Annotated in this window: 23 protein-coding genes and 1 pseudogene; 13 read left to right on the top strand and 11 right to left on the bottom strand. The window is 56.2% G+C overall.

Annotated features, from left to right (window positions below; genetic code table 11):
• Nucleotides 1–86: 86 nt before the first annotated feature.
• The gene (locus DFR26_RS06350) at nucleotides 87–1,421 is read left to right on the top strand and encodes a hemolysin family protein (protein ID WP_220375723.1); all 1,335 of its coding nucleotides are present in this window, start codon (nucleotides 87–89) and stop codon (nucleotides 1,419–1,421) included.
• 54 nt (nucleotides 1,422–1,475) lie between these two features.
• On the top strand, nucleotides 1,476–2,693 hold the full coding sequence (locus DFR26_RS06355; protein ID WP_425453356.1) for a saccharopine dehydrogenase family protein: 1,218 nt from the start codon (nucleotides 1,476–1,478) through the stop codon (nucleotides 2,691–2,693).
• Here DFR26_RS06355 and folD read toward each other — a convergent pair.
• Together folD and DFR26_RS06365 are read right to left on the bottom strand one after the other, a co-directional pair.
• Complete coding sequence (gene folD / locus DFR26_RS06360) at nucleotides 2,690–3,520, bottom strand: bifunctional methylenetetrahydrofolate dehydrogenase/methenyltetrahydrofolate cyclohydrolase FolD (protein ID WP_116208103.1); 831 nt, start codon at nucleotides 3,518–3,520, stop codon at nucleotides 2,690–2,692. The two genes, DFR26_RS06355 and folD, sit on opposite strands and share 4 nt — an antisense overlap.
• 141 nt (nucleotides 3,521–3,661) lie before the next feature.
• The gene (locus tag DFR26_RS06365; RefSeq protein WP_116208104.1) at nucleotides 3,662–4,516 is read right to left on the bottom strand and encodes a peroxiredoxin family protein; all 855 of its coding nucleotides are present in this window, start codon (nucleotides 4,514–4,516) and stop codon (nucleotides 3,662–3,664) included.
• A 136-nt stretch (nucleotides 4,517–4,652) separates the two neighbouring features.
• Here DFR26_RS06365 and DFR26_RS06370 point away from each other — a divergent pair, with 136 nt between their 5' ends.
• Nucleotides 4,653–5,354, top strand: a complete 702-nt coding sequence (locus tag DFR26_RS06370) for a cupin domain-containing protein (protein ID WP_245953026.1) — start codon at nucleotides 4,653–4,655, stop codon at nucleotides 5,352–5,354.
• Nucleotides 5,355–5,358: 4 nt separating this feature from the next.
• Here the strand turns inward: DFR26_RS06370 and trhA are convergent, their stop codons facing one another.
• The 5 genes from trhA to DFR26_RS06395 all read right to left on the bottom strand — a co-directional run bounded on the left by trhA (nucleotide 5,359) and on the right by DFR26_RS06395 (nucleotide 12,290).
• Entirely contained in the window at nucleotides 5,359–6,006 is a 648-nt protein-coding gene (gene trhA / locus DFR26_RS06375) for a PAQR family membrane homeostasis protein TrhA (protein WP_245953027.1), read from the bottom strand.
• Nucleotides 6,007–6,061: 55 nt separating this feature from the next.
• Complete coding sequence (locus tag DFR26_RS06380) at nucleotides 6,062–7,540, bottom strand: chemotaxis protein CheW (protein WP_116208106.1); 1,479 nt, start codon at nucleotides 7,538–7,540, stop codon at nucleotides 6,062–6,064.
• 4 nt (nucleotides 7,541–7,544) lie between these two features.
• Nucleotides 7,545–10,670: a methyl-accepting chemotaxis protein gene (locus DFR26_RS06385; RefSeq protein WP_116208107.1), complete on the bottom strand. Its 3,126-nt coding sequence runs from the start codon at nucleotides 10,668–10,670 to the stop codon at nucleotides 7,545–7,547.
• Nucleotides 10,671–10,855: 185 nt separating this feature from the next.
• Nucleotides 10,856–11,413, bottom strand: coding sequence for an NADPH-dependent FMN reductase (locus DFR26_RS06390; RefSeq protein ID WP_116208108.1), 558 nt, complete (start codon nucleotides 11,411–11,413; stop codon nucleotides 10,856–10,858).
• 22 nt (nucleotides 11,414–11,435) lie between these two features.
• Nucleotides 11,436–12,290 carry a pirin family protein gene (locus DFR26_RS06395; RefSeq protein WP_116208109.1) on the bottom strand — a complete coding sequence of 285 codons (855 nt, stop codon included), beginning with the start codon at nucleotides 12,288–12,290 and terminating at the stop codon, nucleotides 11,436–11,438.
• A 123-nt stretch (nucleotides 12,291–12,413) separates the two neighbouring features.
• Between DFR26_RS06395 and DFR26_RS06400 the strand changes: the two genes are divergently transcribed.
• A complete protein-coding gene (locus DFR26_RS06400; RefSeq protein WP_116208110.1) occupies nucleotides 12,414–13,358 on the top strand; it encodes a LysR substrate-binding domain-containing protein in 945 nt (314 codons plus the stop codon).
• Here the strand turns inward: DFR26_RS06400 and DFR26_RS06405 are convergent.
• The gene (locus tag DFR26_RS06405) at nucleotides 13,355–13,849 is read right to left on the bottom strand and encodes a TIGR00645 family protein (RefSeq protein ID WP_116208111.1); all 495 of its coding nucleotides are present in this window, start codon (nucleotides 13,847–13,849) and stop codon (nucleotides 13,355–13,357) included. The two genes, DFR26_RS06400 and DFR26_RS06405, sit on opposite strands and share 4 nt — an antisense overlap.
• Before the next feature lie 196 nt (nucleotides 13,850–14,045).
• On the opposite strand from DFR26_RS06405, the gene DFR26_RS06410 reads away from it, so the two are divergent.
• The 5 genes from DFR26_RS06410 to DFR26_RS06430 all read left to right on the top strand — a co-directional run bounded on the left by DFR26_RS06410 (nucleotide 14,046) and on the right by DFR26_RS06430 (nucleotide 19,223).
• A complete protein-coding gene (locus DFR26_RS06410; protein WP_181899001.1) occupies nucleotides 14,046–15,023 on the top strand; it encodes an MbnP family copper-binding protein in 978 nt (325 codons plus the stop codon).
• Nucleotides 15,020–16,156: a methanobactin export MATE transporter MbnM gene (locus DFR26_RS06415; RefSeq protein WP_116208113.1), complete on the top strand. Its 1,137-nt coding sequence runs from the start codon at nucleotides 15,020–15,022 to the stop codon at nucleotides 16,154–16,156. Before DFR26_RS06410 ends, DFR26_RS06415 begins: the two co-directional genes overlap by 4 nt.
• A 98-nt stretch (nucleotides 16,157–16,254) precedes the next feature.
• Nucleotides 16,255–17,400 carry a hypothetical protein gene (locus DFR26_RS06420; RefSeq protein WP_147300272.1) on the top strand — a complete coding sequence of 382 codons (1,146 nt, stop codon included), beginning with the start codon at nucleotides 16,255–16,257 and terminating at the stop codon, nucleotides 17,398–17,400.
• Nucleotides 17,401–17,506: 106 nt separating this feature from the next.
• Nucleotides 17,507–18,160, top strand: a complete 654-nt coding sequence (locus DFR26_RS06425) for a peroxiredoxin (RefSeq protein ID WP_116208115.1) — start codon at nucleotides 17,507–17,509, stop codon at nucleotides 18,158–18,160.
• Between the two features lie 316 nt (nucleotides 18,161–18,476).
• Nucleotides 18,477–19,223 (top strand): pseudouridine synthase, encoded by a 747-nt coding sequence (locus tag DFR26_RS06430; RefSeq protein WP_116208116.1) that lies wholly within the window; start codon nucleotides 18,477–18,479, stop codon nucleotides 19,221–19,223.
• Here DFR26_RS06430 and DFR26_RS06435 read toward each other — a convergent pair.
• Entirely contained in the window at nucleotides 19,176–20,057 is an 882-nt protein-coding gene (locus tag DFR26_RS06435; RefSeq protein ID WP_116208117.1) for a hypothetical protein, read from the bottom strand. The two genes, DFR26_RS06430 and DFR26_RS06435, sit on opposite strands and share 48 nt — an antisense overlap.
• A gap of 133 nt (nucleotides 20,058–20,190) precedes the next feature.
• Between DFR26_RS06435 and DFR26_RS06440 the strand changes: the two genes are divergently transcribed.
• On the top strand, nucleotides 20,191–20,832 hold the full coding sequence (locus DFR26_RS06440) for an alpha/beta fold hydrolase (protein ID WP_116208118.1): 642 nt from the start codon (nucleotides 20,191–20,193) through the stop codon (nucleotides 20,830–20,832).
• Nucleotides 20,829–20,975, top strand: a pseudogene (locus tag DFR26_RS11340) (SDR family NAD(P)-dependent oxidoreductase); the annotation flags it as partial. The gene DFR26_RS06440 and the pseudogene DFR26_RS11340, both read left to right, overlap by 4 nt.
• Nucleotides 20,976–21,277: 302 nt before the next feature.
• On the opposite strand, the gene DFR26_RS06450 reads toward DFR26_RS11340, so the two are convergent.
• Nucleotides 21,278–21,994: a carbonic anhydrase family protein gene (locus tag DFR26_RS06450; RefSeq protein ID WP_116208120.1), complete on the bottom strand. Its 717-nt coding sequence runs from the start codon at nucleotides 21,992–21,994 to the stop codon at nucleotides 21,278–21,280.
• 154 nt (nucleotides 21,995–22,148) lie between these two features.
• On the opposite strand from DFR26_RS06450, the gene DFR26_RS06455 reads away from it, so the two are divergent.
• Both DFR26_RS06455 and DFR26_RS06460 read left to right on the top strand, forming a co-directional pair.
• The gene (locus DFR26_RS06455) at nucleotides 22,149–23,174 is read left to right on the top strand and encodes an AraC family transcriptional regulator (protein ID WP_116208121.1); all 1,026 of its coding nucleotides are present in this window, start codon (nucleotides 22,149–22,151) and stop codon (nucleotides 23,172–23,174) included.
• Nucleotides 23,175–23,317: 143 nt separating this feature from the next.
• Nucleotides 23,318–23,584 (top strand): hypothetical protein, encoded by a 267-nt coding sequence (locus tag DFR26_RS06460; protein WP_147300273.1) that lies wholly within the window; start codon nucleotides 23,318–23,320, stop codon nucleotides 23,582–23,584.
• 247 nt (nucleotides 23,585–23,831) lie between these two features.
• Here the strand turns inward: DFR26_RS06460 and DFR26_RS06465 are convergent, their stop codons facing one another.
• Complete coding sequence (locus tag DFR26_RS06465) at nucleotides 23,832–24,845, bottom strand: helix-turn-helix transcriptional regulator (protein ID WP_181899002.1); 1,014 nt, start codon at nucleotides 24,843–24,845, stop codon at nucleotides 23,832–23,834.
• Between the last annotated feature and the right edge of the window lie 83 nt (nucleotides 24,846–24,928).

Here is a 24,928-nt window from a genome sequence, read left to right on the forward strand (position 1 = left end):
GCCAGCGACTAATAGCCGCTGTGCGACTCGCGGCCTGAGTGCTGTCAGTCGCACAGCGCTAGGCGTTGCCGCGGTGGCGCGTTATGATGCCCGCGCGGCGTATCCACGCTACCGGTCACTACCCGCCGCCATCCATGGACATACTGCTGATTCTGTTGTTAATCACCTTCAATGGTGTCTTTGCACTTTCCGAAATTTCGATTGTGTCGTCGCGTCGTATTCGTCTGCAACACATGGCGGATGCCGGCGACAAAGGCGCAAAAGCCGCGCTTAAACTCGCCGAGCAACCCACATTTTTCCTCTCCACGGTACAAATCGGCATCACCTTAATTGGCGTGATGAGCGGTGCTTTTGGCGAGGGCGCGATTAGCGATCGCCTGCGCCCCATTTTCGAGGGTATCCCGGTCTTAGCGGCCTATGCCAGCCCCTTGGCGACCGCTTGCATGGTTATCTCAATAACTTATTTCTCGTTAATTATCGGTGAGTTAGTGCCGAAGCGCTTGGCCATGCAATCGCCGGAACGTATCGCTCGGGTCATTGGACCATTTATGCGTGGCGTGCTCTTTATTACGCATCCAGCGGTGCGCTTTTTGAGTTGGTCGACCGAGCTGGTACTGGATTTGCTGCGCGTAAAACGTGTCGATGACCCACCGGTGACCGAAGAGGAAATCAAGGTGCTGATGGCCGAAGGCGCGCAGGCTGGAATTTTTGATCACAGTGAGCGCGAGCTAGTAGCCAATGTCTTCCGTATGGACGACTGGAATCTTGGCCTAATCATGACGCCGCGGCCTGATATTACGTGGCTGGATCTTGCCGACAGTATTGATGAGCAAAAAGCATTGATCGCGCAAACGCCCTACAGCCATTTGCCGGTTTGTCGTGATGGCCGAGGTAATTTTGTCGGTGTGATGTCTCTGCCACTGCTGTTCCAGCATCAGCTGCAAGGTGGTGGTTGGGATATTGAACTGCTGGCCAAGCCGGGCTTGTTTGCGCCGGTCGGGATGACCCCGATGGCCTTGCTGGAGTTGCTGCGCACGCGCCGTCAACACATGGCGTTGGTGGTCGATGAGTATGGCGATATTCAAGGGCTTGTGACGCTCACGGACCTGCTCGAAGCCATGGTCGGCGAGCTGCCTTCGGAGGCCAGCTCACGCGACCCCGATGTGGTCACTCGCGACGATGGCTCGTGGCTGCTCGATGGTGCGCTGTCGATTGAGCGTTTCCGTGATTTATTTCCGCTTGAAGCGGAAGAGCTCGAGGCCAGTCGCGACTTTCAAACGCTAGCGGGTTTGGTGCTGTTTGAGGTGGGCGGTATTCCGCAAACCGGCGATGTTCTAACGTGGCAGGGACTGCGCATGGAGGTCGTTGATATGGACGGCATGCGCATCGATAAACTGCTGGTGAGTCGCCCCAGCGCTTAATTTTATAGGCTTTTTTAAAAAAGAATAACGCTGCTAATAGCAGGCTAATGGGAGATGAATATGAGCAAGTCCTACGATGTCATCGTCTTTGGTGCCACCAGCTTTGTGGGTCAGATTTTAAGTCGCTATTTGGCGGGTCAGCCCGAGGGCACGCTGCGCTGGGCCATGGCCGCGCGTTCGCAAACCAAGCTCGATGCACTGCGCGCTGAGCTTGGCGTCGATGTGCCCTTACTCATTGCCGATGCTAGCGATGAAGCCTCGCTCAAGGCGCTATGCGCACAAACCAAGGTCATTGCTTCAACCGTTGGCCCCTATGCGCTCTATGGCGAGCCGCTCGTGCGCGCCTGCGTGGAGGCCGGCACGGACTATTGCGATCTAACCGGCGAGATTCAGTGGGCCAGCCGCATGATCAAGCGCTATGAGGCGCAGGCCAAAGCCAGCGGCGCGCGCATTGTGCATTGCTGCGGCTTTGACTCGATCCCCTCAGACTTAGGCGTGCATTTTCTCCAGAGACAAGCCGAGGCCAGCCTAGGCGAGCCTTGCAACTCGGTAAAAATGCGTGTCTACAAGATGCGCGGTGGCGCTTCCGGTGGCACCGTGGCCAGCCTCATGAACGCCGTCAAAGAAGCCGCCGCTGACCCCGCGGTGCGCCGCGAAATGGCCGACCCCTATGCCATTTGCCCCGATGATGGCGCCAAGCGCGTGCGCCAACCGAATGTGCAAGGCGTGCAGTTCGACGCCGACTTTAAGCGCTGGGTCGGCCCCTTCGTGATGGCCACCGTGAACACCCGCGTGGTGCATCGCAGCCATGCCCTGCAAGGCCACCCATGGGGCGAAGGCTTCACCTACGACGAAGCCATGTGCACCGGTGTTGGCGCCAAAGGCGCGTTGGCTGCTGGCGTGATGGCCGCTGGCATTGCCGGCGTCATGGTCGGCTCAGCGTTCTCGCCCACGCGCGCGCTGCTCGGCAAAGTGCTGCCAGCACCCGGCGAGGGCCCCAGCCCGGAGGAGCAAGAGAATGGCTTCTATGATCTGCGCTTTATTGGCCGCACGGCCTCGGGTCAGTCCATGACCGTGAAAGTTGTTGGCGACAAAGATCCCGGCTACGGCTCCACCGGCAAAATGCTCGCGCAAGCGGCCATGTGCTTGGCCTTCGATACGCCAAAAGCCGACTTTGCTGGCGGCTTCTGGACGCCCGCGAGCTTGATGGGCGACCGCCTACAGCAACGCCTCAGCGAGCACGCGGGCTTGAGTTTTCAGCGCTTGATCTAGCGCTCCGCGGCGCTCACCGACTGCTCAATCAGCGTGGCGATGGTCATTGGTCCAACGCCGCCCGGCACCGGTGTGATGGCACTCACACGGCCCATCAGCGGGGCTAATTCAATATCGCCAACGCCACCGGGGTGATACCCGGCGTCGACCACCACGGCGCCATCCTTAATCCATTCGGCTTTAATAAACTCAGGCCGGCCCACGGCGCCGACGACAATATCGGCCTGTTTAATGAGCGCCGGTAAGTCGAGTGTTTTCGAATGGCAAATGGTCACCGTGGCATCGGCACCGAGCAGCATCATGGCCATGGGTTTGCCCAAAATCGCACTGCGGCCCACCACCACCGCGTGTTTGCCGGCCAGTGCTACATCATACGCCTTGAGCAGGCTCATGATGCCGGCAGGCGTGGCCGAGCCATAAGCGCGCTCGCCCATGCTCATGCGGCCAAAGCCTAAGCAAGTCACGCCATCGACGTCTTTTTCCAGCGCAATGGCATCGAAGCAGGCGCGCTCGTCGATCTGCTCAGGCACCGGGTGTTGCAGCAAAATGCCGTGCACATCGGGGTTGGCATTGAGCGCGGCGATTTCCGCCAAAAGCTGCTCTGTGCTGGTGTCGCTGGGCAAGGTGCGGCGGATCGAGTCCATGCCAACGCGATGGCAGGCGTTGCCTTTCATCTTCACATAGGTCGCGGAGGCGGGGTCATCGCCGACTAAAATAGTTGCCAAAATTGGCGTGCGGCCGGTGCTGTCACGCAGGCGTGTCACGCGCGCGAGTAGTTGCGCTTCCATTTGCAGAGATAAGGCTTTGCCATCGAGCACGAGCGTCATGGAGACTCCAACAGGGCAGGCGAACTGCCGCAAAAAAGTGGCGCATAGTATCTCATGGCGGCCTAATGGCGACCAGTCAGCGGCGTGAATGACGAGTCAGCCACATGCCTTTCCGAGCTCACCGCAGCCCTTGCTTGTGGCTTAGCTCACGTTGCCAAGCCCCGCCGCATCGATGGCCGCCATAAACGCCTGTGGCTCAGGCCGCAGGCGATAGTTCTCGGTCAAATCGCTGTAGATAATCTCACCACCGGCGCGCGTAATGAGCGCGGTCGGCATCGGCACATCGGAGTCATAGCCCAAGGCCTGCAAGCCAGCGGGTAGACCGCCTTTAGCTAAAATGCCTAGCGCAGTTGCTGCGGCGTTATTGGGGTCGGTGAAAAACTCCATCGGCACATCGAACTGCTTGGCGAGTTTTTGCGTGTTTTTTTCTGACTGCGGGCTAATCAAACAGACGCGCACGCCGCGCGCAGCTAGTTCCTGATAATCCCAGGCGATTTCTTGGATTTGTGCCATGCACAGCGGGCACCAATTGCCGCGAAAAAACAGCCAGAGCGTGGTGCCCTTGCTCAAGTCTTTGCTAGTCACGCGCCGGCCTGAGGCATCGACTAGATCAAAGCGCGGCAAGCGTTTGCCGGTGGCTAAGGTGGCGTTGTCGCGGGTGCCAAAGCGTGAGTACCAACGAATGTATAGCGCCGGGCCCAGCACGCCATTGATCAGTGCTGAGATCAACGCCCACGGTTGGTTGGGCGCTAGGGTGGCCGGTATACAGGCGGCGATAAAACCCATCAGCGGCATCCAGCTTAAGCGCTCGCTGGTGCGTGCCACCGGCGCCAAAAATAAGCGCATGAAAAACGCGCCGGGCACAATCGAGGCAATCGCTAGACCCATCCACGGCGTCGTTGGGCCCTCGATGGCAATGCGAAACGCCGAATAAAAAATACCGGCCGCAAGCAGGGTCATATACAGCGAAATAAACACAGATTTCAGGCGATTCATGCAGCGACTCCAGAAAAGATGCGACCTAGTGTAACGAAACTCAGGGCATCGCGGGTCAGCGATTGGTCGTGTGCTATTGAAAGCCCGCTGCGTGCGGGCCAAGCTTAGATCTTAGTTCATTAAGCGTGGTCATCTGGTGACGAAATCATTAACTCAGCCGCTCATTCGAGCCGACTTCTCTCAGCGCGAAGTTTGCCACGCCGCCGATGCCCAGTGGCACGTCTCGCCCAGCGGCGGCGTGACACGCCACATGCTCGATCGCGTCGGCGGTGAGGTCGCGCGTGCCACCAGCGTGGTGCGATATGCGCCGGGCGCGCAGTTTCCTACCCATGTGCATGGCGGCGGTGAAGAAATTTTTGTGCTCGAGGGCATCTTTTCCGATGAGCAGGGCGACTACCCGGCCGGTAGTTATTTGCGCAACCCACCGGGCAGCGCGCATGCGCCATTCTCGCGTGAGGGCTGCACGCTATTGGTCAAGCTCTGGCAGTTTACCAAGGCCGATGACCAGTCCGTGCGTCTCAACACGCACGCTATGGCCTGGCGCCAAGGCATGGTCGAGGGCTTGAGCGTGTTGCCGCTGCACAGCTGCGATGGCGTCGATACCGCGCTGGTGAAGTGGGCGCCGAATACGCAGTTCAACCCGCACACGCATCCTGGCGGCGAAGAGATTTTCGTGCTCGAGGGCGTCTTTCGCGATGAGCAGGGCGATTACCCCGCCGGCAGCTGGCTACGCAACCCGCGCTGGAGTCGCCACACGCCATTCACGCGTGATGAGGGCGCGCTGATTTACGTGAAGGTCGGGCATTTCGATGCGCCCATGTTGGCCTTGCCGGCTTAAGCCGCTAAGGCAGCACATAGAGGCCAATCAACGCGCAATGACAGGCCGCGCCAGCCGCCACAAAAACATGCCAAATCGCGTGTGTGTAGGGCAGCTGCTTAGCCGCATAAAACCCCGCACCCACGGTAAAGCACAGACCGCCGCCAATGAGTAGCCAAAAGCCCGGCCGCGCAAGACTTGCCCATAGCTCATTGATCAACACCAGCGACAGCCAGCCCATCAGCAAATAGGCGATCAGTGAGAGCTTTTTAAAGCGGTGGATGAAAAACGCCTTAAACAGCACGCCGGCAAACGCCAGCAGCCAAATCACCACCAACAGTATTTTCGCGTAGGCGCTATCGGCCAGCGTGATGGTCAGCAGTGGCGTATAAGTGCCGGCAATCAGCAGGTAAATCGCGCAATGGTCCAAGCGCTTAAACGCGGCTTTGCTCGGCCCGTGGGTGATGCTGTGGTAGAGCGTGGAGCACAAAAACAGCAGAATTAAGCTGGCGCCATAGATCGCCACGCCGGCGAGCTGCGCGCCGCTCAGCGTAGGCATGCCTTTCACCAGCAGCAGCGTGGTGGCGACAATGGCCGCCGCCATGCTGATGCCGTGGGTTAAGGCGTTGGCGACTTCTTCGGCCATCGAGTAAGGCGCAGTGGGGTGGGTCATGGCAGTGCTCATCGCAAAAGATCTGACCACTTAGACCACAGCGCCGCGCAAAAAGCTAGGCGGCGCAACTCGCCTGCGTGCCCGCCAGTGTGGCCGCGAGTTTTTTCAGATCGACCAATGGCAAGGTGCGCTGACTCTCGCCCACGCCGAGCTCAACAATGGCATGGCGATTGAGCGGATTGGGCGACTTCGCAGCTTTAGTGGCCTCGCGTGCTGGCTCTTCCCAGGTGGCATTTTCAACATGATGCAGTTGCCGCACGATAAAGCCAAAGTGCATATCTTCGTGCTTGACCACCAACACGCGTGAGGCGTCATCATCGTGAGCAGCCTGGAGATTCAGTGCCTCGCCCAAATCAACCAAGGCAATGCTACGTCCGCGCAATGACACCAAGCCTTTCACCGCAGCGTGCATGCCCGGCAGCTCAGCGAAGTGCTCAGGCAGCTTCATGACCTCCACCACATGATCGAGTTTGGCCGCCACTTCGCTGCCTAAATCAAACGTAATCACCGAATAATTCACGCTGCGATCAACCGTAGACGCGCCCGATGTCGTTAAGCTCAAGCCCTGTGTAGGCTGCTTGGCCAGCTCGGTATTGAGCGAGGCCAGTACCGTGAGCTGGGCATCATTGGCCAATGCGTTGTCGGCAAGCACCAAAAACTGGCCACGATCGGGCAGTGTTAGGGTGTGCGATAACATGTCGCGGCGCTTCACGGTCAGCGCGGGGATGGGCAGCAGCTCCTCCGGGCGGGCGTGGGCAATTTCAATGACCTGATTGACCAGCAGCGCCACCAAACCGCCTTCATAGTTGATCACTAAGGCCTGACAGCTCGCCTCTGGTGGCGTCTGCCCCAAAGACATCAACGCTAACGGGTCAACGGCGGGAATCTCTTTGCCAGCATGGGTAATGACGCCGCGACACACGGCGCTATTGAGCGATGAGGGCGTGACAGAGACGATGGGCAAAATGGTATGAATATCGGTGACATCCATAGCAATACCGACCTCGCCACAGCGTAGCAGCATCAGGGCACGGGTTTGCCCAATGGCGACTTTTGGCTCCAGCATATTGGCGACCTGTGCGTCATTGAGCAGCGGAATGCCTGGCTGCGACATCAGCGCCTGAATCGATAACACACTGACAATACTGTGATCTTCGTGGCGCACAAAGCTGCCGGAAAAAAGTAGCTCGCCGCTGTGCGCCGCCATGCGATTGATCTGCTCATTCTCAACAATCGTCAGCCCCGCCAAGCTGTCGGCAACCAGCCCCAATGCCTTGCCTTCCTGATATAACAAGGCCACTACTTGTGTCTCCGACAAGCTTAACGACTGCTCCAGGGTTTCGCGCAAATCAAACACCGGCAGTACTTTGCCCCGAACATTGATGGCGCCCAGCAGGCCAGCCGCCCGCGTGGGTAATTTGGCAAAATGGCTGGGGCAGGGCACCACCTCGCGCAGCCGACTAATCGGCAGCGCCACTTGCGCCTCGCCAATACGTAATACGCCGTAGGTGCTTTCGCCTGCTTCTGCGCTCATGACCTTAGCCTTTCACTAACTCATTGATGAGGACATTGACGCGCCCAGACACCTCTTGTTGCACGATGGCGGAGCTGGCAATGCGACGAATCGAGTCATTGGTTTTATTGGCACTGCGAACAATGTGCTCGAATGCCTCTTTGGCTTGCAGCGAGACCACCGAGCCCTGATTGACACGGTTTGATGACTCGTCGATGAGCTTGTTGATTTCCCGTGCTGCCGTGCTGGCACGCTCAGCCAGCTTACGTACTTCTCCGGCGACCACCGAGAAGCCGACGCCGTGCTCACCGGCGCGCGCCGCCTCAATGGCGGCGTTGAAGGCGAGCAGGTTGGTCTGGCCGGCAATATCACCAATCACTTTAACGATCTCGGTAATCTCCACCGACGAGCGTTGAATCATGGCAATCGATTCAATGGATTTTTGTAGCGCCTCAAAGCCATTGGTGGCGTTGGTTTGGGTTTCATCGGCGAGCGTGGTGGCCTCGCTGGTACTCGTTGAAATATCGTTAATGGCATCGACCAGATTTTGCACCGAGCTCGACATGGCCGCCGTTTTGGTGGAAACGCGCTGCTCCATATGCACCTGTTCAGTGATGTCGGCAGCGTATTTCACCACTTTCATGGGCGTGCCTTTGAGGTCGAGCACAGGGTTGTAGCTGGCTTGCAGCCAGACATCGCGGCCGTATTTGCCAATGCGTTGGAAGCGTTGGCTTAAAAACTCGCCCTTTGCCAGTTTTAGCCAAAAGTCGCGATATTCCAGTGAGGTGATGTAGTCGGGCTGACAGAACATGCTGTGATGTTGGCCGAGCACTTCACGCAGCGAGTAACCCATGGTGCGCAGAAAGTTCTCATTGGCGGCAACGACATTGCCCTCGAGATCAAACTCGATGACCGCTTGTGAGCGATCCATGGCGTTGACCTTGCTTTGGAACTCGGTATTACGCAGCTTTGACATGGTCACATCGGTGGCGAATTTCACGACTTTTACCGGGCGGCCATCCATGTCCATGATGGGGTTGTAGGTGGCTTGAATCCAAATCTCGTTACCATTTTTAGCGACACGTTTGTACTCGCCGGCGTCGAATTCGCCGCGGCTGAGCTTGTCCCAGAAGCTGTTGTACTCCTCGGTTTGCACATAGCTGGAGTCGCAGAATATGCGGTGATGTTTGCTGCGCACTTCCTCTAGGCGGTAGCCCATGAGGTTGAGGAAGTTTTCATTGGCGTCGATGATGTTGCCTTTCAAGTCGAATTCCACCACCGCCTGTGCGCGCTCCAGCGCCTGCACTTTGCTCTTGAATTCGGCATTGCGCAGCTTGTCGAGGGTGATGTCGGTGGCAAATTTCACCACTTTGAAGGGTTTGCCATTGAGGTCATAAATGGGGTTGTAGGTGGCTTGGATCCAGATTTCACGACCATCTTTACCGACGCGTTTGTACTCGCCGGAATCAAATTCGCCGCGCCCTAATTTGTGCCAAAACTCCTGATACGCCTCGCTATTGGCATAGCCGGGCATGACAAATAAGCGATGATGTTTGCCGCGCACTTCAGCCACGGTGTAGCCGGTGAGTTTCTCGAAATTGTCGTTGGCATTGATGACATTGCCCGACATATCGAACTCGATGACCGCTTGCGCGCGTTCGGCGGCGCGCACTTTGCCTTCAAACTCGGCATTGCGCATTTTCGACTCGGTAACATCCATGGCGAATTTCACCACTTTGATGGGGTTGCCGTTGAGGTCGAAAATCGGGTTGTAGGTGGCGCGAATCCAGACTTCTTGGCCGGATTTATTCAGACGTTTGTACTCGCCGGCATCGAACTCGCCGCGCGAGAGTTTCTTCCAAAACTGCTGGTAGGCCGGTGAGCGTGCGCTGTCTTCATCGATAAATAGGCGGTGATGCTGACCAATGACTTCTTCGCGGCTGTATTGCATGAGCTTGAGGAAGTTTGGGTTGGCATCGATGATGGTGCCATTGAGATCGAATTCAATGACCGCCTGTGCGCGGCTAATAGCCTGCACCTTGCCTTCAAATTCGGCGTTACGCGCTTTTGAATCGGTGACATCGAGTGCGTATTTCACCACTTTAATGGGTTTGCCATCGAGCCCTAAAATGGGGTTATAGGTGGCGCGAATCCAGATTTCACGGCCGCCTTTGCCGACGCGTTTAAACTCGCCGCTTTCAAATTCGCCCTCGCGCAGGCGTGCCCAAAACAGCTGGTAGTCGGGGCTGTTGGCGTATTCATCCTCGCAAAATAGCTTGTGCGGTTTGTCGCGGACTTCGGCTAGGGAGTAACCCATCAGCGACAAGAAGTTGTCATTAGCGGTGAGGATTTTACCGCTCATATCGAATTCAATAATGGCCTGGCTGCGGTTAATAGCATTGATTTTGCCAGACTGCTCCACGCCCGAGAGTTTGCTGGGCGTGACGTCGAGGGCGTATTTGACGATTTTGTAGGGCTTACCATCGAGATCGAGGATGGGGTTGTAGGTGGCGCGAATCCATACCGGCTTGCCGCCTTTGGCTAGGCGTTTGTATTCGCCATCTTCGACGTGGCCGGAGCGCAGTTGCTGCCAAAAGGTGTTGTATTCGTCGCTGGCGGCGTAGCTGGGCTCGCAAAATAAACGGTGGTGCTGGCCTTTGACTTCATCGAGGCTGTAACCCACTAAGTCTAGAAAGTTATCATTGGCGGTGAGAATCAGACCGTCTAAATCAAACTCAATCACGGCTTGGGCGCGATTCACCGCCTTGTATTTGCCAAGTAACTCATTGCGCTCTTTGGCCGATTGGCTCACTTCTTGAGCCATCCAAAGTAGTTGGTTTTTTTCGGTCGTGGCGGTGAGTTTAGATTCTAGCCAAAATGGCGCTTCTTCTTTGGGCGTCAATTGCATGAGCTGCTCAACGCTGGTCTGTGATTTCAGCTGCTTAATGAGTCCGTCGATAGGGCTGTTTGCAAAGACATCGTTTAGAGACGCACCGTTGAGCGTAGCCACGGTTTTGCCCAAGCGCGCTGCGAGATTATCGCTAACGCTAATGATCTGCTTTTTGCTGCTGTCGATGAGCATTAAGTAATGACTTTGCAGGACCGCTTGTTCGGCACTGGCCAATAGGTTTTGTGGTGTTGCAGTGGTCATGACGTACTCCCTTACTGGCGCGGCCAGCGAAAAATCAGCTCAAATAGGCATATCTACACAATATGTCTAGATGACTGATTTATTAGGGAGAAATACAGCAGAGGATTGCAAAAAATTGTCAATGACCACGGGCGTCTACAGCAAGTCTGTAAGCGCCTGTGGCCTGTGCGTGATTCCGGTAAGCGTTAGTTGCCGCGTAGTGTGTTTGTCCACTGCGCTAGGGCACCGAGTTGTTCGCGCATCATCTCGGCGGTGGCGGCATGGATAAGCTGGCCTTGGCTATCGAAACGCTCATGCGCACTAGCAATCATAATTTCAGGCCGATTGAGCACATGAACATTGATATAGATCAACATTTGGCGCAAATGATACTGCGCGCGCACGCCGCCGAGTGCGCCCATGCTGGCGCTCAGCAGGGCAGCCGGTTTGCCATTGAGCGGTTGGTCAGGCATGCGCGATAACCAGTCGATGGCATCTTTCAATACGCCCGGAATCGAGTAGTTGTATTCAGGCGTGGCAATTAGCAGCGCATCGGCGGCGCGCACCTGAGCATCGAGGCGAATGACCGCCTCAGGAATCTCTGCATCGCGCAGGTCTTGGTCGTAGTGGGGCAGGCCATGCAGGTCGGCGTGGCTAAATACCATGCCATCGGGCGCTAATTGCTCGGCAGCGCGCAAAGCCTGGGTGTTGAGTGAGGCGTTGCGCAGGCTGCCGGAAATAGTCAGTACGTGGATGGGTTTCATCAGGGCGTCCTCTTCATGTCAATTACAGGTGGCCAAAGCGGCCGTGGTTGAAATCATCAACGGCTTGGTTGATTTCTTGCCGCGTGTTCATCACAAACGGACCGTAGCCCTCAATGGGCTCATTCAGCGGTTCGCCGCTCAGCATCAGCACTTGCGAGTCGGCCAGTGCATCTAGGCTGAAGTCGCTACCGTGCTGCGCGAAAATAACGCTGTGGTCGGTACTCACCACATGCTCACGATTGACTCGCAGCTCACCGCGCAACACCACCACAATGAGGCTATGGCCTGGGGGCACTGAAAAGTCTTGCGAGGCACCACTGGCCAGCGTGACATCCCAAACCGACAGCGGCGAGTAGGTCAGTGCCGGCCCGTGCTGATCGCCATAGCTGCCGGCGATTACGCGCACATGGCCCTTGGTGAGCGCCACCTGTGGGATCGCTTGCGCCTTGATGCCCTGATAGCGCGGCGGCGTGAGCTTATCTTTGGCCGGCAGGTTCACCCACAGCTGCGCCATCTCCATGCTGCCGCCATGCTCGGTAAAACGCTGGCTATGAAACTCCTCGTGCAAGATGCCCGCACCGGCCGTCATCCACTGCACATCGCCGGTGTAAATCGTGTCGGCATGGCCGGCCGAGTCGCGATGCGAGACCTCGCCATCATAAACAATAGTCACGGTCTCAAAGCCCCGATGCGGATGCACGCCCACCCCGCGTGGGGTATCGCTGGCGGTGAAATGCTCAGGGCCAGCGTGATCGAGCAGAAGAAAAGGGCTGATGTCGTTGGCGTGGCCGTTATAGCTAAATAGCGTGCGCACTGGGAAGCCATCGCCGACCCAGTGGCGGCGCGGTGGTGGGTAGATGCCTTTAATCTGTTTCATGATGCGCTCCTGCTCTGATATGTAGCTACTGTATTATTGGAACGCCGAGTTAGAAATAGTCATTTAATAGACTTATCGTTGCGTATTTGGAACAATTAGCGGATGTTAATTGGGCGATAAATCATGCGTGATCTCAATGAACTGCAGTACTTCGCCTGGGTTGCCGAGCATGGCGGCTATGCCGCTGCGAGCCGAGCCACCGGTGTGCCGAAAGCTACACTGAGTCGGCGCGTGGCAGCTTTGGAAGCGCGTCTGAATGTGCAGCTTTTGCATCGGGGCAGTCGACTGTTTCGGCTTACCGAACAAGGTCAGGCATATGTTCAGCATTGCCAAGCCATGCTCATTGAGGCCGATGCCGCCGATGCGCAAATCGCGCAGTTGCAGGTGGAGCCGCAAGGCACGCTGCGCTTGAGTTGTCCGCCGGCACTGATGAACAGTGAGTTTGCCGAGCTTTTGGCGGCCTTTATGGCAGCGTATCCGCGCGTCAATGTGCAGGTCGAGGTCAGCAATCGCATGGTCGATGTGCAGCGCGAGGGGCTGGACGTGGCGATTCGCGTGCGTTTCCCGCCGCTTGCCGACAGCGATTTGGTGGTGCGGCATTTGGCGTGGAGCAGTCAGCGCTGGTTGGTGGCCCCTGTAAAGCGTGAGGCGGCGCAGCAGGCGCTGGCATCGTGCTTTGCGGCCGATGGCTCAGTGCAGCCTAGTGACTTGGCGAGTTTGCACTTGGGCGATGGTCAGGCGCAGTGGCATCTGCTCGGCCCCGATGATCGGGCGTTGACCATTACCCATCAGCCTAAACTCATGGCCAATGACATGAGCACGCTCTACCACGCGGCGCTGCAAGGCGTTGGCGTGGCGGCGTTGCCGCTGGTGATGGCGCGCGAGGCTATGCGGGAGGGCCGTTTGGTGGAGGTGATGCCGGGCTGGCAGCCACGCCCCGGCTTATTGCATTTGGCTTTTCCTAGCCGCCGTGGCTTATTGCCTAGCGTGCGGCTATTTATTGATTTCTGCGTGCAAGCATTTGCTCAGCCCGAGCGCCTGGCGCGCGGTTATGAGGCGATACATTAATCGCTTCCGCGGGTGATTTTATCCAAATAGCCCATGGCAAATGCCGACACCACAAAGGTGATGTGGATGAGCAAATACCATTGAATTTTATCGTTATCGATGTTCTCGGTATTCATAAAAATTTTCAGCAGATGAATCGATGAAATGGCCACGATCGACGCGGCGACTTTGTTTTTCAACGAACCGGCATCGAGCTTGCCGAGCCAGCCGAGCTTTTCGGCATCCTCGTGCACATCGAGGCGTGAGACGAAGTTTTCATAGCCCGAAAACATCACCATGACGATTAAGCCGCCAACCAAGACAATGTCGATCAATGACAAGGTGACCAGCACCAAATCGACTTCGCCGATCTCAAAAATGATTGGCAAAATATGAAAGATTTCTTGGAAAAACTTGATGCCCAAGGCGAACAAAACCAGGCTTAAGCCCAAATAAATAGGCGCCATGATCCAGCGTGAGGCATACATTAAGCGTTCGATAATTTTTTCCATGCAGGGATCCTAAAAGCGGCGAAAAAGTGCGCGAGAGCCTCGCTGCAGCTCGGTAAGTGCTTGCACTAGCGGGACAGTATACCTGAGCCATCGTGGCGATATTCTATCCGGCAAACTGCGACAATTTGTCGCGCAGTGCGACGTTGCTTTTCATTTAATGTGCTTACATAACTTAAATAATGTAAGTGAGAGACTAATGAAAAAGTACCGCGCGCTATGGTTTGTTGCCAGCAGTTTTTTGACCGTTGTTGTCATGAGCGCGTGTGGGGGGGGCGGCGGTGAGCGCGAGACGGTGGCTACAGGCCGTGCTGATGCGCCAAGCGCCGGTGCGCAGCGTGCGGTATCCGTGGAGTTTGTCGCGATGGCGGGCAGCGAGCCTGTCTCCTGTGGCGATGTCATCACCAATATTGGCAGCACCAACGCCACCGGTGGTATCAAAGATCTGCGCTTCTATATTGCCAACGTAAAGCTCATTACGCGCAGTGGTGCTCTGCAGCCCGTAGAGCTTGGGCCTAATGATGATTGGAATGCCACGCTCGGCAAAGATCGAGTAACGCTCATCGATCTCGAGGACAAAACCGGCGCCTGTGCCGGCACCGTGGCGATGAACAAGCGCATCAATGGCAGCGTGGCTGACGGTGATTATGTGGGCATTACCATGACGCTGGGGGTGCCGCTTGCGTTTAACCATAGCGATCAAAGCGCTGGCACCGCGGTCACGCCTGCCGTCATTAATAACGGCGTCAACCCCGGCATGGCGTGGTCTTGGGCTGGTGGACGAAAATTCACACGAGTTGAGTTAACGGATATAGCCGAGGTGCCCACGTGGACGCCGACAACCTACAACTTACATCTAGGGTCGACCGATTGCTTTGGCTCAACATCAGCGGCAAATACCGCCGCCGGTGAAGTGGCCGGCTGTAATCGACCCAATCGCATGACCATACGATTTGAGCGTTTTGATGCCGATACGCAGCGCATTGGTCTCGATGTGCTGGCCTTTGCCGGTCAAAACGATGTCACCCAAAATGCCGGCGGCCCATCAGGCTGTATGTCGGCACAAGCCGATCCCGAATGTAATGATGTCTTCAAAGCGCTCGGTCTCGATAACGCCACAGGCAGCCCAGCCGTCACGGGGCAGCAGCGTGTATTTAGCGTAGTCGCTGCGCCATGAAACAATCGATTTGGCTCGTACTTGGCCTAGTACTCTCGGCGTGCGGTGGCGGCGGCACCTCGGTGCAAGACGACAGCACCAGCAATGACGTGATGGTGCTGCCCGCTAATTTCCCCGCCCCGCGCCTACCCGCCGACAACGCCTTGAGCGCTGAAAAGGTCGAGCTCGGACGGTTTCTGTTTTATGACAAGCGCCTGTCAGGCAATGGCACGCAGTCGTGTGCCAGTTGTCATCATCAAGACAAAGCCTTTACCGATGGTTTGGCACGCTCGATAGGCTCCACTGAGGCATTGCATCCGCGCAACGCGCAAAGCCTCGCCAACGTGGTCTATAACATTACTTTTACGTGGGCGAACCCGTCACTGCTTAGCCTTGAGTCGCAAATGCAGGTGCCTTTGTTTGGCGAGGAACCCATCGAGATGGGTATCAATGAGTCAAATATGGCCGAGGTGTTGGCGCGTATTGGTGCCGATGCACGCTACACGACGCTATTTCAGGCAGCTTTTCCGGCGCTCGAGTCACCCATTACGTTTGGCAATATCACCCGTGCCATTGCCAGCTTTCAGCGCACGCTGATCTCGGGTAACAGCCGCTTTGATCAAGCCCTGCAGGGTAAAACGCAGCTGAGTGCAGCGGAGAAGCGTGGGCAAAATCTGTTTTTTGGCGAAAAGGCGGAGTGCTTTCATTGTCACGTCGGCTTTAACTTCAATGATCAAGTGGTGCACGCTTCCACGCGCGTGCTCGACACGCCATTTCATAACACAGGGCTCTATAACATTGCCGGCACAGGCAATTTCCCTGAGGGTAATCAGGGGCTGTTTGAGTTCACGGCACAAGCGCGCGATCGCGGCTTATTCCGCGCCCAGTCATTACGTAATGTCGAGTTAACAGCGCCTTACATGCACGATGGCAGCATCAGCTCATTAGAGGAGGTGCTGGAGTTTTACGCGGCGGGCGGGCGGGTGATCAGCAGTGGTCCAAACGCGGGGGATGGGCGCATGCACCCTAACAAAAGCGACTTGGTGACACTGATCAATTTATCGAGACAAGAGCAAAGCGACATTGTGGCGTTCTTAAAAACACTGACCGATCACGAGTTTGTCAGTAACTCCGCCTTCAGTAATCCTTTTTAGGCCGCACATATATGTCGATACGGTGTTGTCATGTTGGCGCAGCGCTTGCGTGGCTGCCAATCTTTGCGTTTGCGCACGGGGGCGGGGCGGCGAGCGCCTTGCCCGAGTCCCCAGGTTTGTTAGTCAGCGCCACGGTCGCCACAGCTTATTTGGACCTTGATGAGCGCGTGTTGCCTTCGCAGGCTTTGCGCGGCTTTGTAGTCCAGGGCGACCCCGGCGAGGCCATTGATGGCGTCAACTTGGAGCATGCGACAGTCGATTTAGCCTATCGCTTCTCAGAGCATCTAGGTGTGCAATACGCTGTCGGTCAGCATTACAGTGATCCGCTTGAAACACAGGTTGCTCGCATACAAATGGGCTTTCGCGATGACCATAATAATCGCTGGTCATTGAGCCTGGGGCGCCAGCGGCCTGAGCTTGGCCAGGTGCTCACGGCTGCCGGCCATTTCGATCGTTTTGGTCTTGTGCCGCTGGCGAAGGCGGCCATTGTCAATGGTGACTGGGTTGATGACGGTGCCGAGCTTGCTTGGCAGCACCAGCATGGGCAGAGCACCTTTAAAACACACCTTGGCCTATGGCAAGGGCGTGCCTTTCCTGGTGCTCGTGACCATGCTGGCTTGGCGCCATCTGTGCATTTATCGGTTGCGCAGCCGGGCTTGGTGCTTGATGCGTTTTATGCGGCGCTGCGACCGCAAGGTCGTGGCGCGCGAGTTGCTAATGCGCCCGGTGGCCATACGCATGTCAGCCCACGCTGCGATGCTGCGCTCACTGAAGTCGTGTGTTTTAGCGGTGATACGCATTTAGCTGGCCTGAGCGGTCAGTGGCAGGCTGCCATGTGGCCACTGACGGTGTCCGCGGCGGCATGGTGGCGCGAAGACGATGGCGCGCTATTTTCGCGTAATGGCACGGTGGCGTATCAGGGTGATACCTACGGTGGGTGGCTGGATGCGCTGTGGCAGTTTTCGCCGCGCGTCGATGCCGGTGTGCGTGTAGAGCGGCTGGAGGCGTCGCATACGCTTAGCGGTGTGGGCGCCGCTTTACTCGTCAATGAAGCGGGTTTATTGGCTTATGAGCCGGCGTATCGCAGCAGCGCCACGGTCGGTGTACAGGTGCACCCTAGCGTGCAGTTACGTGTGGAGGCGGGCAATGAGTCGGTGGCAAATGTCGATACTGGCTATATTTTGGCGCGCGTGATTCTCTCTGTGAGTCAGCTATTTTTCGCTAAAAGTCCGTCAGCGCATTGACCATTTGAGCGGTATCTACGCGATAGTTAAAATCTATCTAAAATGAAGATTGCCCAATGACAGTGTGACTGGCAGAATCAAAAAACACTTAAAAAGGAATGTAACTATGTCTATTCGTCTTGATGATATTGCCCCTGATTTCACTGCCGATTCCACCATTGGCCAGTTAAGCCTGCACCAGTGGATGGGCGAAAGTTATGCGATTTTATTTTCGCATCCAAAAGATTTCACGCCGGTGTGCACCACGGAGTTTGGTGCGGTAGCCCAACTGGCGCCGGAGTTCGCCAAGCGCAATACCAAGGTCATGGGGGTGTCAGTCGACAGCGTTGAAGAGCACGTCAAATGGCAGCGTGATATTGCCGCGTTTTCCGGCGCGCCAGCGGACTTCCCGATCATTGATGACACGTCATTAGCGGTCTCAAAACTCTATGACATGCTGCCTGCCGGTGCGTATTTACCCAATGACCGTACGCCAGCAAATAGCGCTACTGTGCGCACAGTATTTATTATTGGTCCCGACAAAAAAGTCCGTTTGACGATGTCTTATCCGATGTCTGTGGGGCGTAACTTTGCTGAGATTTTGCGTGCCTTAGATGCGATTCAAATCACCGATGGTGTGCCGATTGCGACGCCGGCGGGCTGGGTACCAGGTGAAGATGTCATTGTTGGTTTGAGCCTCAACGATGCGCAGGCCACTGAGCGTTTTGGCAATTTAAACATTCAGTTACCTTACCTGCGCTTTGCCAAACCTAGTCGCTAAGCGCGACTAACCCGTGGGCGCTTGTGGGTGCATTGTTGCAAAACACCTACAGGCGCTTACATCTTTACCACTCTAATGGCCGCCAAAAACAAATCCAAGACAGACGCTCAAATACTGCCTCAATTACCATCCGCGCCGCTGAAAACACGCAATCAGCTAACCCGTTTGTGTCAGAGGAAGTCAGTAGATGAAAGCGTTATTTTATTCGTGGATATTGATAATCGGTTTGTTAGGTTGGCAAGTTGGCCTCGGTAGCCTTTGGCACCGATTTGTATTTTAATTCCTGCCATTATTGGTTTGACGTGATGCAAGGCCTATGCGCTGCAGTGCCACGCGCTTGGATCGCTTTATCCGCGCCCACAGTTCATTTCCGCAAAGCGCCGTTCGCGCGCTCATCGCCCAACAGCGCATTCAAGTGGATGCGCAGTGTGCGCATTCTGTGCAACAAGTGGTCACACCATTTTCCCGCATAACGCTCGATGGCGAATGCCTGCAAGATGGTCGTGAGCGGCTATATATGATGCTGCATAAGCCGCAAGGCGTTGTCAGCGCCACGCAAGATGCCCAGCACCGCACTGCGCTCGACTTGATCGATCATCCGCACAAAGATCAGCTGCATATTGTTGGCCGCTTAGACATCAACTCCACCGGCTTGCTGTTGTTCAGCAACGATGGTGCTTGGTCACGGCGCATCAGCCTGCCGGCGAGTCGCTGCCTTAAGTGCTACGAAGTGACGCTGGCGCAGCCGCTGAACGCAAGTGCCGTTGCCGCGTTTGCGCAGGGCATGTATTTCGCTTATGAAAATATCACCACGCAGCCCGCTGAGCTGATTATTCACACGCCTTACACGGCCACGGTGTCGTTGACCGAGGGCAAATATCATCAAGTCAAACGCATGTTTGCGGCGCTTGGCAACCGCGTGATGCGCTTGCATCGGCGCTCGGTAGGTGGCCTGTCATTAGGCGATCTGGCGGTAGGCCAAAGCCGGCTATTAACGGCGTCCGAATGCCTGTGCTTAGCGCCGTTTGACGACGAAAACTTGACGTTGCCCGCCGAGGTATAGCCACGGGTCATCTATTGGGCCGTGCGCAATGATCTCGTGAGCAACACGGGCTTGATGAAAGCAGGCCGCCTGCGCGTGGGCCTCCGCCGGGTTGAGGTGCAATGTCATTAATACCCCCCCTGGCTTGAGGAGGCCCAGTACATGCTCGGTGAGCGCCGCGGGATCGAAGTAATTGAGCGGCAGCCCCCACGATAAATGCGGTTTCGTAAAGACAAAGGGCATCAGCCAAGTAATGACGTTGTAGGACTCGGCATGGTCACGAATATCGCGCTGCAGGAAGCGGCCGTGCAGATCGGCGGCGGGGCGTTGCTGGCGCAGCCAATCCTGCGTCAACGCCAAGAGCGCCTGCGCATAGCCGGCGCGCGTAAAGCCATCACGGTAACGCCGGCCGCCATCGAGTTCGAGGGCATCGAGCTGCAAGCCTTGCCGCGGCGAGGGCAGCGCCGCCAGCGCCAGCGTGGCCAAGCCGAGCGCATAGGCCGCATTTTTGCAGCCAATATCAAGCCAGCGTAGCGGCTGTTCTGCGCGCGGGGCGAGTGCCGGCAGCAGCCAGTCATGGCCGTGATGAACAACGCTTAAGCTGTCGGCCAGCACTTGCGGTGGCAAGTCGGTGGGCCAGGTCGCCATCGCCGGATGGCTCGCGCATAGCCGCTGCTGCTGTGCCAGCGCATGAGCGTATTGGGTCGGGTTGAGCGCCGGTGCATTCGGCAGGCCGGCGCGCATGTCGGCGAGGCTAGGCAGGCGCGGCGCTTTCGCGGGCATTGAACGCAGCCAAAAATCGAGGCTGTGACGGCCAGAGACGAGTCTGTGCCAGAGCGCGTTTGGCTTAACCATCGGCAGGTATTATCCTTTTGTGCGTTTGATCTGCGCTGCAGCGCAAATGCATCAGTCTATGCTGCCGCGATGCGCTGGCAAAGTCGGTGACCCATGGCGCGCTGAAGCCGCGCTCTGATAAGGACATAAAATCATGTTGTCTATCCTGCAGTTTCCAGACCGTCCTCAGCGCGTAGAGGCCGCTCGTGGTCCTTGTATTGCCGCGATTTATGGCTTTGCCTCGCGTGAGCATATGCAGCGGCATTTGCTTGCCTTTGTGCGTGCGGCGGGCTACTCCGACACCACGCTCTATGGTCATGCACAAGCACGCTTGATGGCCGATGATCTGCAACAGGCCGCGAGTCAGGGACGACCCATTGTGCTGATTGGCTTCAGTCAAGGCGGCTTTGAGGCCATGACCGTGGCGCGCGAGCTGAAGCAGCGCGGCGTTCGCGTTGACTTGATGGTGCTCATTGCGGCGCGTGGCATCGGGCGTTTACTGCCGCGCCGCTGGGGTGCCGATATGCGCCATGTGCCAGAAAATGTCACGCTGTGCCTGAACTATTTTGCCGAGGGCGATGTCATGGGCTCTGATCGCCGACACGACGACAACTTAGTCAGCGCTCTGGCTGAGACCACGCGCATCGAAAATATTGCCTTCACCCGCGATGACAACATTTCGCACGTTGGCCTCTCGCGTTGCTATCCCAGCGATCGCCTCCAGCCAATACTCACGCAGCGTTTACACAATCGCTTGCTCGCCGAGTTAAACGCATTGCAGGAACTAGGCGCATGACGCAACTGACAAATAAAGTGGTATGGATCACCGGCGCGTCCGGTGGCATTGGCGAGGCGTTGGCGCTCGCCGCGGCGGCGCGTGGCGCGAAGTTGATCTTAACGGCGCGGCGTGAATCGGAGCTCGCACGAGTGCGCCAGGCTTGCCCACGCTTCGTGAAAACCAATGTATCGATCAATGCCTTAGGCCCCGATGGCAAAGCCTTTGGTGAGCTTGACCCCGATATTGGCAAGGGCATGGCGCCAAGTGCCTGCGCTGAGCGCATTTGGCAGGCGGTTGAGCGTGATCAAGAAGAGGTAATGATTGCCGGCAAAGAGCGTATTGCGGTGTATTTAAAACGGTTTTTGCCGTTGAGCCTCTACACGGCGTTTGCCCGCCGATTGAAGGTGAACTAGCTATAAAAAAGCTTCCGACGCCTAGGCGCCGGAAGCCTTTTTATTACCGCTTATATGCTTTTATGGTCGAGCTTCTTGTCATCAAAAAACTCGATTTTGCCGGTGCTAACATTGTGCATCGCACCGATGACAATGAGTTTGCCGTTGGCAATCAGATCACGAATGATCGGGCTGCGGTCAGCAATATTACGTACCGTTAAGTCGACGTTGGCATGTGCGACGTCATTGACAAAGGCCTTGTTTTTCGAGGTTTTAACCTCGTGCTTGTGGCCAACCGAATACACCGCGGGGGCAATGTTAGACAAGGTGCTGGTCAAGTTACCCATTTGGATATTATCGCAAGCGCCTTTCACCGCACCGCACTCGGTGTGGCCTAAAACCACGATGACCTTGGAGCCAGCCACGGCCGTGGCGAATTCCAAGCTGCCCAAAATATCTGAGTTGATGAAGTTGCCAGCAACTCGGGCGGAGAAAATATCGCCAACGCCTTTATCGAAGACAATTTCATGCGGCACGCGTGAGTCAATACAGCCGAGTACCGTGGCCATGGGGTATTGGCCGCCGGCAGACGCTTTGATTTGCTCAGCAAAATTACGCTCTAGGGGTTTGTCGTCGAGAAAGCGCTTGTTGCCATCTTTCATGAGTTGCACGACTTCCGTTGGCGTGAGTGCGGCTTGGGTTTCAGCGTTTAAGGGTTTGGTGATGTCACGGGCAAAGCCGGAAACCGAAAAAGCCATTAAGGCGGCTGCTAAGACGACACGTTTCATGATGCTTCCTTCCTGTGAGATTTCGACCTCGTCACTCTAGGGCTTGCGACACACTAAAAGATAGGCCATTTGGCTGATTATGATATGGGTCATATGGCTGATATTGATGAATGCGGTTGCTTGCAGAGGCGACAGTGTTTTGACATTTTCAGACATGTCAAAAATTCAGCCCACCCTGCAAACGGTTTACTACGCAAGCAACTACGTTGGCTTGCTATTTGACTATGTAGCAGCGCAAGGTCTGAATGCCGAAGACGTGCTGGGCGAGCCACGCCCATCAGGTGGCAACAGCCTGCAGGTGTTTACCGGTGCGCAATGGCAATGTTTATTGCAACGCGCCGCGGTAGCGTTGGATGACTCGCTCTTAGGCCTTCACGTTGGCCAAACCATTGAACCGGCGACATTAGGTGCGCTCGGTTACGTTTTTACGGCGTGCCAACATTTAGGCGCGGCATTGCTGCGCTGGCAGCAATACGAGCGCTTGATCAGCAATGTGGAAACCTCCGTTCTGACCTTATCTCCCGTTGCCGTTGAAATTGTGTTTGTTAATGCGCCTAAGGACTTAGGCCCGTTAATCGACGAGGCCGCACTGACTGCGATTGTCGAGTTTTCGCGGCGACTCATTGGCCAATGTGCGGCGGTGAGCGAGGTTTGTTTTGTCAATCCTGCGCCAAAAGACATCAGCGCGTATGAAGCCTATTTCGGTGGTGTGGTGCGATTTGCGCAGCCGGTCACCAGTTTGCGGATTGATTTCGGCCTATTGCAACAACCCGTGTTACAGCCCGATGCCACCTTGCTGGCCATGATGGAGCACCAGGTCAGCACGCTGCTGGCCAGTATGCCGGCAATGGATCATTTGGAGCGTGGTGTGCGCGAAGCCGTGGCGAATTTGGCGCGTTCAGGCGAGGTCAGCATTGAGCAGGTGGCTGAGCAAATGCACATCACATCTCGCACGCTGCACCGACGATTAGCGCGAGTGGAGCTAAAGTTTAGCCAACTTCGTGACGATACATTAGTGCACTTGGCGAAAGTTCATCTGCGCGACAGGCGCTTGTCGCTCAATGAAGTCGCTTGGCTTTTGGGCTATTCAGAACATAGCGTATTTACACGGGCATTTAGTCGCTGGACCGGCATGCCGCCTCAGCGCTGGCGGGATTCTAGTGGTGAGGCACTCACGTAAACCACAGCCGATGTTGAGCGAATGCGTTACGAGTCTGTCTGGAATTGTCAAAATGTTATGGCGTCTGTGCAGCGTAAAATACGCCGGTTCGTAAAAATGTGCTTGCGCTTATTTCCATTGCATTGATTATTTTGGTCATCGCCATGAATTACAAATTAAATCTTTGTGAGTCACGTATTTGTATCGAGATCGGTATCCGTTTATCGGTAACCAACAAATGGCAATGCACGCTGGTGATCAACAACGGCATGGAGCGCCTGCACGAAACCATGGATCCGATTTTTATGACCGCCAAGCAAGCGCTCAATGCCGCGCTGACGTATCTCCGGTTTCATGCCAATGCCTTTCCTGCACAGTCACAGCTTGCTGTTGCGCATTGGTCACGACAAAAGCTCGTGACCTTCTATTAAGGCGAGCTTGCTTCGCGACTGATGGCATCAACCAGCGTCTCTTATGCCACTGCCCGTGTTGTATGGCCATCGCGCATGTCGGCAACCACGGCGCGCGCTCGCCTACGCGATGTGATGCGCATGACGCAGTGAGCAGATGGCCACCGCCGGAGGTTCTCACTCGCGACAGCATTGAGGCGCATTGGGGGTATCGGCCGGCGCTTTTATCGCGCGAGGGCCAGCGGCATTTGTTTTTTTAGCGGCGGATTCATTGAGTGAGTTTTATGCGATAGGCAGTCGGTGTTATGCCTTGCCACTGTCGAAAGGCCAACGTGAAGCTGCGGCGCTCATTAAAGCCTAGTTTCAAGGCAATGCTGTCGATGTCTAAGTCGCTGTCTCGCAGCATCGCCGTGGCCATATCTTTTCTGACCTGCGCGAGCAATTGCGAATAACTGCTGCCGGCTTTTTTCAGCGCGCGTTGTAGCGTTCGCGGCTGAATATGTAGGGCATGAGCCAGCCCATCGAGGCCCTCACCGAGCAGCGCGCGGTGTTGGCGTAACTGCATCTCGGCCTGCATGGCCAACGGCGGTGCGATGCCATCGCCCAAGACGTATTGGCGAATACTCGCCTCGGCGCGACTGTGTGCCAACGGTAAGCTGCCGGGCAGTGCGCCATCGAGCAAATGGCTGTCGGCGACCATGGCGTTGTCGCTGGCTTGAAAATCAATGCGGCACTGGAAGTAGGCTTCATACGCTGAGGGGTCACACAGTGGACGATGTTTAAAGCGGATCTGCGTGATGTAGCCGCGCGAATCGGCAATTTGATGGCCCATGCGCATGACAATGGCCATCATCATTTCAATCAAGAGCGGGTGATCAACGAGTCTCGGGTCATTGGCCGTGACTTTCGGGCGTAGGCTCATGGCGTCGCCATGATCATTGATCTCAAACACTAAGTCGGGATGCACCAACACAGGCACCCAGTCGAGCACCGGCTTGAGTTGGCGCAAACTTTGCGCACTGGCCAAAAATGCGGAGAGCGCTGGAATGGTGTCAAAATTGTAGATGTCGGTATAGGCGAACAAAAATCGACCGGTGGTGGCGCGAGCCTCCAATTGCTCAAACAGCGCCACGAGCACCGACAGCGGCAAAATTGGCGCTTTGCCTTCATCGGTGTGAATGCCTAGCTCAAGACTGGCCAGCACGGCGCGTAAATCGCTGCCTGAGCGAGCCGCCGCCGTGGTCAGTAAGCTCAAAAAATGCAGATTTAATAGATGGCTCACTGTCGTTATATGCTCCTTTGCTGTCGTAATAATAGCCTTAGAGCCGTAAGTTACCACCTAGTATGTTGGTGTTACCTAACTTT

Origin of the sequence: Paraperlucidibaca baekdonensis (genome assembly GCF_003387535.1) — a bacterium.
Taxonomy (GTDB): domain Bacteria; phylum Pseudomonadota; class Gammaproteobacteria; order Pseudomonadales; family Moraxellaceae; genus Perlucidibaca; species Perlucidibaca baekdonensis.

What these genes read in the sequence shown, in the direction of transcription:
- DFR26_RS06350 (WP_220375723.1), top strand. Translation starts at nt 87, where the DNA reads ATGCCCGCGCGGCGTATCCACGCTACCGGTCACTACCCGCCGCCATCC.
- DFR26_RS06355 (WP_425453356.1), top strand. Translation starts at nt 1,476, where the DNA reads ATGAATATGAGCAAGTCCTACGATGTCATCGTCTTTGGTGCCACCAGC.
- folD (WP_116208103.1), bottom strand. Translation starts at nt 3,520, where the DNA reads ATGACGCTCGTGCTCGATGGCAAAGCCTTATCTCTGCAAATGGAAGCG.
- DFR26_RS06365 (WP_116208104.1), bottom strand. Translation starts at nt 4,516, where the DNA reads ATGAATCGCCTGAAATCTGTGTTTATTTCGCTGTATATGACCCTGCTT.
- trhA (WP_245953027.1), bottom strand. Translation starts at nt 6,006, where the DNA reads ATGACCCACCCCACTGCGCCTTACTCGATGGCCGAAGAAGTCGCCAAC.
- DFR26_RS06380 (WP_116208106.1), bottom strand. Translation starts at nt 7,540, where the DNA reads ATGAGCGCAGAAGCAGGCGAAAGCACCTACGGCGTATTACGTATTGGC.
- DFR26_RS06385 (WP_116208107.1), bottom strand. Translation starts at nt 10,670, where the DNA reads ATGACCACTGCAACACCACAAAACCTATTGGCCAGTGCCGAACAAGCG.
- DFR26_RS06390 (WP_116208108.1), bottom strand. Translation starts at nt 11,413, where the DNA reads ATGAAACCCATCCACGTACTGACTATTTCCGGCAGCCTGCGCAACGCC.
- DFR26_RS06395 (WP_116208109.1), bottom strand. Translation starts at nt 12,290, where the DNA reads ATGAAACAGATTAAAGGCATCTACCCACCACCGCGCCGCCACTGGGTC.
- DFR26_RS06400 (WP_116208110.1), top strand. Translation starts at nt 12,414, where the DNA reads ATGCGTGATCTCAATGAACTGCAGTACTTCGCCTGGGTTGCCGAGCAT.
- DFR26_RS06405 (WP_116208111.1), bottom strand. Translation starts at nt 13,849, where the DNA reads ATGGAAAAAATTATCGAACGCTTAATGTATGCCTCACGCTGGATCATG.
- DFR26_RS06410 (WP_181899001.1), top strand. Translation starts at nt 14,046, where the DNA reads ATGAAAAAGTACCGCGCGCTATGGTTTGTTGCCAGCAGTTTTTTGACC.
- DFR26_RS06415 (WP_116208113.1), top strand. Translation starts at nt 15,020, where the DNA reads ATGAAACAATCGATTTGGCTCGTACTTGGCCTAGTACTCTCGGCGTGC.
- DFR26_RS06425 (WP_116208115.1), top strand. Translation starts at nt 17,507, where the DNA reads ATGTCTATTCGTCTTGATGATATTGCCCCTGATTTCACTGCCGATTCC.
- DFR26_RS06430 (WP_116208116.1), top strand. Translation starts at nt 18,477, where the DNA reads ATGCGCTGCAGTGCCACGCGCTTGGATCGCTTTATCCGCGCCCACAGT.
- DFR26_RS06435 (WP_116208117.1), bottom strand. Translation starts at nt 20,057, where the DNA reads ATGGTTAAGCCAAACGCGCTCTGGCACAGACTCGTCTCTGGCCGTCAC.
- DFR26_RS06440 (WP_116208118.1), top strand. Translation starts at nt 20,191, where the DNA reads ATGTTGTCTATCCTGCAGTTTCCAGACCGTCCTCAGCGCGTAGAGGCC.
- DFR26_RS06450 (WP_116208120.1), bottom strand. Translation starts at nt 21,994, where the DNA reads ATGAAACGTGTCGTCTTAGCAGCCGCCTTAATGGCTTTTTCGGTTTCC.
- DFR26_RS06455 (WP_116208121.1), top strand. Translation starts at nt 22,149, where the DNA reads ATGTCAAAAATTCAGCCCACCCTGCAAACGGTTTACTACGCAAGCAAC.
- DFR26_RS06460 (WP_147300273.1), top strand. Translation starts at nt 23,318, where the DNA reads ATGAATTACAAATTAAATCTTTGTGAGTCACGTATTTGTATCGAGATC.